The organism is Paenibacillus illinoisensis NBRC 15959, assembly GCF_004000925.1.
GTDB lineage: Bacteria > Bacillota > Bacilli > Paenibacillales > Paenibacillaceae > Paenibacillus > Paenibacillus illinoisensis.
Genome location: NZ_BIME01000011.1, coordinates 219155 through 229336, shown reverse-complemented (window position 1 = coordinate 229336; position 10182 = coordinate 219155). Strand labels below are relative to the sequence as shown.

Sequence of the window (10182 nt, the reverse complement as noted above, 5' to 3'; positions counted from 1 at the left end):
CACCGGTACGTCCCATTTTAAAGAAGAAACCGATCACCGAAGTGGGACTGTTCAATATGTACTACACGTTCGACGAAGCGGAAAACAATGCTTACCAAGCGAACCACGGTAACGGCAAAGCCATCGAGGCGCTGTACTTCGGAAGCGAAAAGGATCCCGTACTCGTGTGGAAAAAAGGAATGGAACTGCCGCCTGCGAGCGCAGAGGTCGAAGCACATTTCGCGCAGGACACCTATTGAACTAACGGGAAATGATAGCGCAAATTGCATGGAGCAGTTGCCGTTTGGCGGCTGCTCCTTTTTCGTTAAGCTAACGGGCAGGTTAGCTCAAGAAAGCACGAAGGTAGCCAATCAATTGATTGGCTTTTTTGTTCACGTAACAGGTAATTTTTAATATACACAAAAAAATTCGCCTCAATATAGTGAAAATCAAATTATACCGAACCAAATCCTACTTGAGTGTGTATATAAGATGAAAAACATCAAAAAGGGGGGATGAAATAATGGCACTCGAAATCACACGTGATGAAGCAGGGCAGCTATTTACGGATTATTCCAAATATATTTTATCGAACCGCATTACTGTTAACGAGATCAGAGACACTCGCTGATGACATCACACAAGAGACTTTTATTCAGGTTTTTAAAAAGTTTAATACTTTTGATTCGACTAAGCCAATAAAGCCTTGGATTTACAAAATATCTATAAATACGATGCGTAACATGCTTCGCAAGCAAAAATGGTTAACATTTGTTGGGTATACACCTGAAACAGCTGATAAGGAATTGATTGAGGATATGATCATACAAAATGAAGAATCTATGCAGCTATGGAAAGAAATTGACCAGTTATCATTAAAGAGCAGAGAAATCTTAATACTCCATTATTATGCTGAATTAAAGCTAATTGAAGTATCTGAAATATTAGGTGTATCTATAGGTACCTGCAAATCAAGACTGCATACAGCATTGACTACACTTCGCAGACAGATCCTGAAAAGCGAAACCATAGAATCTCGAAAAAGGAGAGCTTCCTATGAGCGAAATTAATCAAACGGATATCAAACATGCTATACATAACCATATCAAATCTTCCAGCCATTCATCTGTTCTATTCGAAAATGTATGGGAACAATACTCAAATAAAAAAATTAGACATAAACGTAAAAGGATCTATAGAAAAGGTGTAATTGCAGCATGTATTTTGGGGTTACTCTTCTTTTTTGTAGTATTTCAAACACCGGTGCGAGCATTCATAGAACAGTATTTAGAAGTCAAACTAATTAAGAACGGGAAAAATGCCGAAATCGGATTTTCCTGGGCAGATACTGCTGGCGATACTCGGTTTAAAGTTTCAAATAAAAAAGAGGCAGAGAAGTCGCTTGGGATTTCCATTCCATGGCCGCATCAATTGGAAAAAAAGTCTGGTGAAAAAGAAGTTTGGATTAGAAAAGAAAATGATAAACCACTGGGGTACGATTATTCTATCCGTACGCAGCATCGTTACTACCAAGTCATTGCAAATTATAACATCAACAGACAGCCTGAATTTTTTGCAAAAACTACTGATAAGGTGGTCGTTAAAGAATTATCAATTCAAGGCGGGACCGCTAAATTCATAACTAGTACAGAATTCAATCATATCCCATACATTTATTTAGAAAAGGATAATAATTGGAAAATTGTTATCATTGTGAGTAACCATGCGAAGGAAAATATAATTAATGAACAAGAGATTCAGGACTTAGCTTCATCCATTAAATAAATAAGAGCAAGGCAAATTAATCATTATGCTAACGGGAAACGATAGCGTTATAAAACAAAGAAAAGCAGCTGATCAATATGATCGGCTGCTTTTGTTCTACTAACGGGCAGGTTACTTCCAATATGTGTTAATATATAACTGTATGTATTGAGCGGTGAAATGGGGGAACGAAATGAAGTTTTATATAGCGTCGAGTCTAAAAAACCTTGAAAATGTGCGGCAAGTCACTGAGGGTTTGAAAGCACGGGGGTTTCAACATACGTACGACTGGACAAAACATTCAAATATAGACTCAATCACCAAACTCCATCAAATTGGCCAAGAAGAAATTTCTGGGGTATTGGCTGCAGATATAGTAATTGTTATGATTCCAGCTGGGAAAGGGAGTCATGTAGAGTTAGGAATTGCGCTGGGAACAGGAAAGAGAATTTATTTATATTCCTCAACAAACGAACTGAATGAAATCGGAAGCACATGTACGTTTTATCATGTAGATTCAGTAGAACAGCGGATCGGTTCCTTAGATGATTTAATAAATTCAATCTGTCTTGAAAATCAGCTCCGTTAAGCTAACGGACAGGTTAGCGCAATAGATCAACCTTTTTTGATTGGCTGTAAAAAAAAGGAATATTATGATTGCTACGGAATAGAAAAATCTGAAAGTGGGGCTTTCGCATGTCCCTAGGCATTCACTTTATTAGTTTTAGGCAACAGCAGTGAGTAGGCCATAATTTAAACTTTTATTACTAAGGAGAACTAATGGACCCAAAAATAAAATTATTGTTCTTGGACGAACATGCCGCTAAAGGCGCCGCGCGTTATGGGATCAGCCAAAAGGAACTCACTTTCATTGGAGGCTTTCAAAATTTTATTTATTCCTATAATCGCGATGAATTGAAGTATATTCTCCGTTTCACTCCGAGCACTCTTCGCACGTCGGAAGGACTTGTAGCAGAAATAGATTGGATTCGTTATCTTTCAGAGAGCGGTATATCAGTGTCAGAACCGATTTCTTCGATTAATGGAAAGTATTTTGAACTAATTCAAGGAAATAAAATAGATTTTTACGTAACCTCCTTTAAACATGCACCAGGCCGTAAAATCGGATATCCAGAATGTCTAGGCAATTCTATACTTTATGAAGAATGTGGACGTATAACGGGCCGACTTCATGAATTAGCGAAGCTTTACAACCCTACGATTGCCAAAAGGCACACTTGGAAGTCAAATGAATACCTCTTACGAGCCAAGGATTATTTACCGTCAGAACTTCAACCAATCCTTATTGCCCTTAATGAACTTAAAGTACAATTGGCGAGTCTGCCTGTTAATGCAGATAATTATGGTTTGATCCACGGAGATATTAATGTGGGAAACTTCACAATCGATGAATCTGGGGGATTAACTCTCTTTGACTTCGACGAGTGCCAGTACAGTTGGTATGTCGAGGATATTGCTATACAGCTGTATTACTTGCTATATGTATTCGGTGAAGATTCGAAATTCGAACGAAAGGTCCAGTATGATCTTTTTATAAAGCACTTCGAGCTAGGCTATATAGAGGATGGCCGACGAATGCCAGACAACTGGAAGGATGTGTTGAAACTTTTCCTTAGACTTCGTGAAATCATTGTGGTTGTCGGTATGCATCGAAGCTGGGATTTAAGCAAACCAGATGACTGGACTCGCGATTTCTTGAAAGATAGTAAAATGAGGATTACTAACGGTATCTCGTTGATCGATGAGCTTTGAACCACTAAGATGAAAGATACTCATTGAGCTAACGGGAAACGATAGCATAATCATATTATGAAAGCAGCTGATTAATGGAATCAGCTGCTTTTGTTCACTAAAGATTAGGATGATAATCCATTTCTTCATTTAGCGAAAAATACCCTTAACTACTTTTAAGCGTGAATTTTAATGTTTTTAAGCGTGCCTATATTCTTAAAACTCGAATTATGAAATGAAAATATGTCGGATTTGTTGTATATAATTATGAAAGCGCTTCCTTTAAAATAAAATCAAATATATATAAGGCAGAGAGGCAATGATAACAGTCTGCATTGACCGAACGGAAAAGGAATGTGGTTGTTTAAATAATATGAATGTGAGGAGAATGTGCAATGGCAATGATTCGATGCAATTATTTCTCGGAAACGTTAGGACTCAGCACGTCAATGACCGTTATTGTACCTCAGGCAACCAAGGGGCAAATCGGGATGAAAGGCGTCGCTATCCGGGAACGGCATCCCGTCCTCTGGCTGCTCCATGGCGGCTCTGACGACGATACGATTTGGATGAGACGTACATCGATCGAACGCTATGTTTCCGAGCTGGGCCTTGCTGTCGTGATGCCTCAAGTCCAATTAAGCTTTTACACGGATATGGCGTATGGAGGAAAGTACGGCACCTTCCTGATGGAAGAACTACCCCAAATTGCCCGGTCCTTGTTTCCGCTATCAGACGCTCGCGAGGAAAATTTCGTCGCTGGGTTATCGATGGGAGGTTATGGCGCATTCAAATGGGCGCTAAGCAAACCTGATATGTTCGCCGCTGCAGCTGGACTATCGACGGGTAATTTCCCGTTTTGGAGCCCGGGGCCGGACGGCGAGTTTCCTCCGTTTCTGCGTCTCGCATTCGGAGACGGACCACATGCAGGAACGGATAACGATCTTTATCATCTGATTCAATCCAATGATCGCACAGCTGGACCAAAACCCGCGTTTTACCAAGCTTGCGGTACGAATGATTTCCTGTACGATCTAAATATTGAACTGAAGGAAGCGTTTGAGCGATCTTCCCTGGATTACACTTACGCTGAAGAGCCAGGTGTACACGATTGGGCATTCTGGGATAAAACGATTCAAGACGTGTTGAAATGGCTTCCTTTAGATCGTGTATGACATGTACTGTGACCTATCCAAAGTAGAAATGATGATCATTGAACTAACGGGAAACGTTAACGCTATACAATTAAGAAAGCAGCTGATTCATTGTGATCGGCTGCTTTTTGTTTACCTAACGGGCAGGATGCTGTATACTCCAGTCATCTCAATAACATCTGAGAAATAAAAATAGTTGCAAATAAAGGTAACTACTTTTCCTTTAAAGATAACTATGTTATAATCCAAACAAACCTAAAACCAATTCACTTTTTGAGAGGGGATGGGAATGCTAAAACGATCAATTATGAAAGCGATTTTTTTTAATGGTAATTGGTAGCGCATTCATTGTATGAACAGAAAGGGAGAATTTCCATGAAAACAGATCTTGCTACTTCAGGTCAGACGGTAACAAGTGCGCCGATCGAGACAAAGCCGAAGAAATTAACACTCAAGGAAAAGATCGCATACGGTATGGGGGATGTCGGTAACAACTTCATGTTCGATTTAGGACAGATTTATCTTCTTAAATTCTATACTGATGCCCTGGGTCTACCGTCTGCAACAGCTGGACTTATCTTCTTGATTACCAAGATCTGGGACGCTTTCGCGGATATCACGGTCGGAACATGGGTGGATAATCGGAAAAAAATCGGACCTAGAGGTAAATTCAGACCCTTTATTCTGTACACTGCGATTCCGCTTGCTCTAGTCACTGTCGTAAGCTTCATGAATCCGGACTTCACCTTAACGGGGAAAATGATTTGGGCCTACGCGACTTATATGTTATTTGGTACGGTATATAGTATATCTAACATACCATACGGTTCAATGGTACCCGCAATGACCAAAGATCCGGTGGAGAGAGCGCAGCTGGCTTCCTTCCGCCAAGCAGGTTCGAATCTGGGTCTCTTAATTACTACGGTTGGTTTTATGCCGATTGTCCTGATGTTTGATAGCCAGTCCACAGGATATCTGGTTGGAGTTGTTATCTTTTCCATTATCGGAGTACTGTTCCAACTGTACTGTTATGCTAATGTTAAAGAACGATTTGTTTATGAGAAGCCTAACCAAGAGAAAAAGATTAATTTGATCGATAGCTACAAAGGATTATTTAAAAACGCACCGCTTTTGATTCTTTGCCTGGTGAATCTATTTACGTTTTCTGCTTTTAACGTGAAGCTCGCTGTTCAAATCTATTATGCACAGTACGTTCTTCAAGATGTTTCTATTATTCCGTATATGGGCTTTTTCAGTATCGGATGTGTATTTATCGGTGTTGCCCTTGTACCAAGTCTCGTTAAAAAAATCGGTAAAAAAAATACTTATATTCTAGGCTGTGCAATTTGGGCAGCTGGAGATGGACTCGCCTTTTTCTTTGCGAATAATGCGACGATCTTTATCATTATGGCTTGCTTTGCTTTCTTTGGAAGCTCTTTCGTGAACAGCCTTAACTGGGCGCTCGTATCCGATGCTGTTGAGTACGGAGAGTGGAAGACAGGTACTCGTTCGGAGGGTGTTGTGTATTCGTTCTTTACATTTTGCCGTAAACTCTCGCAAGCGCTTGCAGGATTTATTCCCGGGGTAGTCCTTGGAATCGTAGGTTATGTGCCTAACGTGGTACAGAGCAGTGAAGCCATTGCGGGTATTCGTGGACTGATGTTTATTTACCCAGGTGTGCTGGCTCTTGCTACGATTATCGTTATGGCCTGGTTCTATAAACTGTCTGAAGATAAGTATAAACAGATTGTGTCGGATCTGAATGAGCGGAGAAATGAGGCGTCGATCTAAAGGTCAGAACGAATATTAATGATCAAGATATCTATTTTTAACACACCCCTTGAAAAATGAGTGGCATTTCCTTATGATGATATAAAGGTTACTATCTATTAAGAAAGATAACTATGTATGCGACATTAATTTTAGGAGGAATTGGATATGAAATATTTTTTGGACAGTGCTATTCTGGATGAGATCCGTTATGCATATGAGAATTGGGCTATTGATGGGGTGACAACCAACCCCCGCCACGTAATGAATAGCGGCAAACCTTTAACTACATTGCTGGATGAATTCGCTTCGGAATTCAGAGGAGTTAATAACTTCCCGATTTCGGTGGAAATCAATCCTCACCTCGATGATGCAAAAACCATGGTAGAGGAAGGCAGAAAACTTGCCAAAATGTCCGACAACTTTGTTGTTAAAATCCCATGTATTGAATCCGGTCTCATTGCGGCAAAAGAACTTGAAAAAGAGGGGATTAACACGAATGTAACCCTTGTATTCTCAGCCTCGCAAGCGCTTCAACCTGCAAGAGTCGGAGCAAGTTTCGTATCACCATTTGTTGGTTGGAAGGAAAATAGCGGTGATGACACTACACAATACATCCAAGATATCGCGGCCATCTACAAGACTTATAAGTTTGATACCGAAATCATTGTGGCAGCTCTTCGTAACGGTAAGCAAATTGTCGATGCAGCCAAAGCCGGTGCAGATATCGTAACTTGTGGCTTCGACGTATTCAGAGAAAGCTTCCATCATGCGTTCACAACCTATGGATTGGATAAATTCCGTAATGCTTGGGATCAAACCAAGACTGAAGAATAAGTGCTTTAACATAGCTATAGACAGACGTTCCTTTATAAGTGCCTCCTGGTCCAAGTCATGTATGTGCGGCGCTGGAGGCAGCTTTTACCACCATCGTAAAGGGGAGAGAGTGATCTTGACTGTATATGAACGGCTTCGGCAAAAGAACAAACATCTTTCTTTTTATCATGTTCAGGATACAGCTTTCCTGGAATACGGCAATATCATTGAAGGTTATTCGTTTGATGAATTACTGCCATATATGAACAGCCTGCAGATTCCTCAAGATCAGAATGAGTACGTGGCGTCAGTTCCCGAGATGGAGCTTTCAACAATCAAAACACAGCTTGAAGCCTCCTTCTACGGAGAAATATCTATCCAAATCGGTTATTGTAATGGCGCGAATTCGACGCTGAATGGGCTGGAATATCACAAAAGCAGTGAGATCAATGTTGCTGTAACCGATATGGTCCTTTTACTCGGGAAGGTTCAAGATATCAAAAACAACACCTATGATTCAGCTCAAGCTGTTGCATTTTATGTCCCTCAAGGTACGGCTATTGAATTATATGGTACTACGCTGCACTTTGGTCCTTGTAAGGTCGAAGAGGAAGGGTTCAAAACCGTTGTCATTTTACCGTCGGGTACGAATGAGCCCTTAAAGCATACGTGCGAAAAGCATCGAGATGAAGATCAACTCCTGTTTATGAAAAATAAATGGCTGCTAGTCCATCCTGAGCGGGAAGTGCTCGTTCGCCGAGGGGCTCATGTGGGCATTGAAGGCGAGAACATTCGTATATATACCTAAATTCGTAAACGTTTTCAAACGGGAAGGAGAGAGTGTGATGTCAAGTATCAGCATGTCAAAAGGGTTGGAAGTTTCCGTGCTCAATCAAGGCTTTGAAGTTCATTTTAACGGAGTTCTGCTCCTGCAGCATACGATCGAGCAGCCTGCATTTTATGTAGGGTACGGAGAAGAAAGCATTGATATGTATCGGGGAAATTTTAACATCAAGGACTATGTCTCCGAGCGTGTGGCTCTGCGTCATACCCAAGTTCAGGAACAGAATGGGGAATATCGTATCGATTTTCGTGGACATGAACAGGGTGAGCGCGTTCTTTCCCTTCAGGTCAAGGTCGAGAATGATCGATTGAAGCTTGAGTATACGAAGCATGACACCAAAACCAATCGCTTCTGGGTTCGTATAGCTGCAGATCCGACGGAGAAAGTGTATGGTTGCGGAGAACAATTATCTCACTTCAATATGAGAGGCAAAAATTTCCCGCTGTGGACGTCCGAGCCTGGAGTAGGCCGGAATAAAAATAGTTATATCACCTGGCAAGCGGATGTTAAAGACAAGGCAGGCGGGGACTATTACAATACGAATTTCCCTCAGCCTACGTACGTTTCTACTCAGAAGTACTACTGTCACACGGAAACCACAGCTTACGCTGATTTTGACTTCCGTAATGATTCTTTTCATGAGCTCCAGGTATGGGAAGTGCCGCAATACATGCTGTTTGAAACTGCCGAGACTTATCTTGGTTTGGTCGAGAAGATCACAGCGCTATTTGGTAGACAGCCCGAACTGCCAGACTGGGTGTATAACGGAGTTATTCTTGGAATCCAAGGCGGTACCCAGGTTGTAGAAGAGAAACTGGCTAAAGCCGAAGAAAAAGGGATTAAAGTAGCAGGCGTATGGTGCCAGGACTGGCAAGGCAAGCGAATTACTTCTTTCGGTAAACGATTAATGTGGAATTGGGCATGGAATCCACAGGAATATCCAGAGCTCGATACGAAAATTCCGGAGTGGAAAAGCAAGGGAGTCCGTTTCCTCGGATATATCAATCCTTATGTTGCTGTTGAGGGTGAATTATACAAAGAAGCGGAACAAAAGGGGTATCTTGCACGGAATCAGGAAGGCGGAACGTACCTCGTTGATTTTGGAGAGTTTTATTGTGGGGTTGTAGACTTCACAAACGAACAGGCAACCGAATGGTACAAGCAAGTGATCAAAGACAATATGATTGATTTTGGACTTGACGGATGGATGGCTGACTTCGGAGAGTATTTGCCGACAGATGTGGTGCTCAGTGACGGTAGTGATCCGAAACTCATGCATAATGCCTGGCCAACGATGTGGGCGAAAACCAATTACGATGCCGTATCTGAAGCGGGTAAACTCGGTGAAATTGTTTATTTCATGCGCGCAGGCTATACCGGCGTTCAGAAATATTCCACGATGCTGTGGGGTGGAGATCAGAGTGTGGATTGGTCGCTTGACGATGGTCTTGCTTCGGTCATTCCGGCTGCATTGTCCTCAGGCATGATTGGATGTGGACTGCATCACAGTGATATTGGGGGATACACCAGTCTGCATGGCAATAAACGTTCCAAGGAATTACTGATGAGATGGGCGGATATGGGTGCTTTTACACCGATGATGCGTACGCATGAAGCCAATCGCCCCGATGATTGTTTCCAATATGACGGAGATGAAGAAACGCTTGAGCACTTTGCAAGAATGTCGAATATTTTTGTAACCCTTGCTCCGTATACGAAGTCTCTTGTCAAAGAAAATGCAGAACGCGGGATACCCGTGCAACGCCCGTTATTCATGCATTATGAGAACGATCCGAAGACGTATGATATCCAATATCAATATTTGTTCGGTAAGGATATGCTTGTCGCTCCAGTTCATCAAGAAGCACAGACCGAATGGGAACTTTATCTTCCAGAAGATGAGTGGATTCATCTATGGACTGGGAAAGAATACAGAGGTGGGTCGGTAACTGTTGCCGCTCCTATAGGACAACCTCCTGTTTTCTATCGCAAGGATTCCATGTGGAAGGATCTCTTTCAAACAGTAGGACAATTATAATCTAACTTTTTTTTACTTCGACAAGTAATGACCTCGTGCAAAGGTAACGATGTATGATATTATGA

At 41.6% G+C, this 10182-nt stretch carries 9 protein-coding genes and 1 pseudogene; all 10 read left to right on the top strand.

The features are described 5' to 3' along the window. Nucleotides 1–239, top strand: a pseudogene (locus PIL01S_RS29600) (zf-HC2 domain-containing protein); the annotation flags it as partial. Nucleotides 240–560: 321 nt separating this feature from the next. Beyond that, nucleotides 561–1049, top strand: coding sequence for an RNA polymerase sigma factor (locus tag PIL01S_RS23700; RefSeq protein WP_246058537.1), 489 nt, complete (start codon nucleotides 561–563; stop codon nucleotides 1047–1049). Beyond that, the gene (locus PIL01S_RS23695) at nucleotides 1036–1764 is read left to right on the top strand and encodes a hypothetical protein (protein ID WP_127539678.1); all 729 of its coding nucleotides are present in this window, start codon (nucleotides 1036–1038) and stop codon (nucleotides 1762–1764) included. Before PIL01S_RS23700 ends, PIL01S_RS23695 begins: the two co-directional genes overlap by 14 nt. Before the next feature lie 172 nt (nucleotides 1765–1936). Continuing rightward, complete coding sequence (locus PIL01S_RS23690) at nucleotides 1937–2332, top strand: nucleoside 2-deoxyribosyltransferase (RefSeq protein ID WP_127539677.1); 396 nt, start codon at nucleotides 1937–1939, stop codon at nucleotides 2330–2332. A gap of 191 nt (nucleotides 2333–2523) precedes the next feature. Further along, nucleotides 2524–3516: a phosphotransferase enzyme family protein gene (locus PIL01S_RS23685; RefSeq protein ID WP_127539676.1), complete on the top strand. Its 993-nt coding sequence runs from the start codon at nucleotides 2524–2526 to the stop codon at nucleotides 3514–3516. Between the two features lie 374 nt (nucleotides 3517–3890). Next, nucleotides 3891–4670 (top strand): alpha/beta hydrolase, encoded by a 780-nt coding sequence (locus tag PIL01S_RS23680; RefSeq protein WP_127539675.1) that lies wholly within the window; start codon nucleotides 3891–3893, stop codon nucleotides 4668–4670. Nucleotides 4671–5024: 354 nt separating this feature from the next. Further along, nucleotides 5025–6440, top strand: coding sequence for an MFS transporter (locus PIL01S_RS23675; RefSeq protein WP_127539674.1), 1416 nt, complete (start codon nucleotides 5025–5027; stop codon nucleotides 6438–6440). A gap of 147 nt (nucleotides 6441–6587) precedes the next feature. Beyond that, nucleotides 6588–7256: a transaldolase family protein gene (locus PIL01S_RS23670; protein WP_127539673.1), complete on the top strand. Its 669-nt coding sequence runs from the start codon at nucleotides 6588–6590 to the stop codon at nucleotides 7254–7256. Between the two features lie 115 nt (nucleotides 7257–7371). Then, nucleotides 7372–8043 (top strand): DUF4867 family protein, encoded by a 672-nt coding sequence (locus tag PIL01S_RS23665; RefSeq protein ID WP_127539672.1) that lies wholly within the window; start codon nucleotides 7372–7374, stop codon nucleotides 8041–8043. A 37-nt stretch (nucleotides 8044–8080) separates the two neighbouring features. Beyond that, nucleotides 8081–10117, top strand: coding sequence for an alpha-glucosidase (locus PIL01S_RS23660; RefSeq protein WP_164764328.1), 2037 nt, complete (start codon nucleotides 8081–8083; stop codon nucleotides 10115–10117). Nucleotides 10118–10182: the final 65 nt, after the last annotated feature.

Excerpts from the sequence above, each read along its gene's own strand:
- PIL01S_RS23695 (WP_127539678.1), top strand. The coding sequence starts at position 1,036 with ATGAGCGAAATTAATCAAACGGATATCAAACATGCTATACATAACCAT.
- PIL01S_RS23690 (WP_127539677.1), top strand. The coding sequence starts at position 1,937 with ATGAAGTTTTATATAGCGTCGAGTCTAAAAAACCTTGAAAATGTGCGG.
- PIL01S_RS23685 (WP_127539676.1), top strand. The coding sequence starts at position 2,524 with ATGGACCCAAAAATAAAATTATTGTTCTTGGACGAACATGCCGCTAAA.
- PIL01S_RS23680 (WP_127539675.1), top strand. The coding sequence starts at position 3,891 with ATGGCAATGATTCGATGCAATTATTTCTCGGAAACGTTAGGACTCAGC.
- PIL01S_RS23675 (WP_127539674.1), top strand. The coding sequence starts at position 5,025 with ATGAAAACAGATCTTGCTACTTCAGGTCAGACGGTAACAAGTGCGCCG.
- PIL01S_RS23670 (WP_127539673.1), top strand. The coding sequence starts at position 6,588 with ATGAAATATTTTTTGGACAGTGCTATTCTGGATGAGATCCGTTATGCA.
- PIL01S_RS23660 (WP_164764328.1), top strand. The coding sequence starts at position 8,081 with ATGTCAAGTATCAGCATGTCAAAAGGGTTGGAAGTTTCCGTGCTCAAT.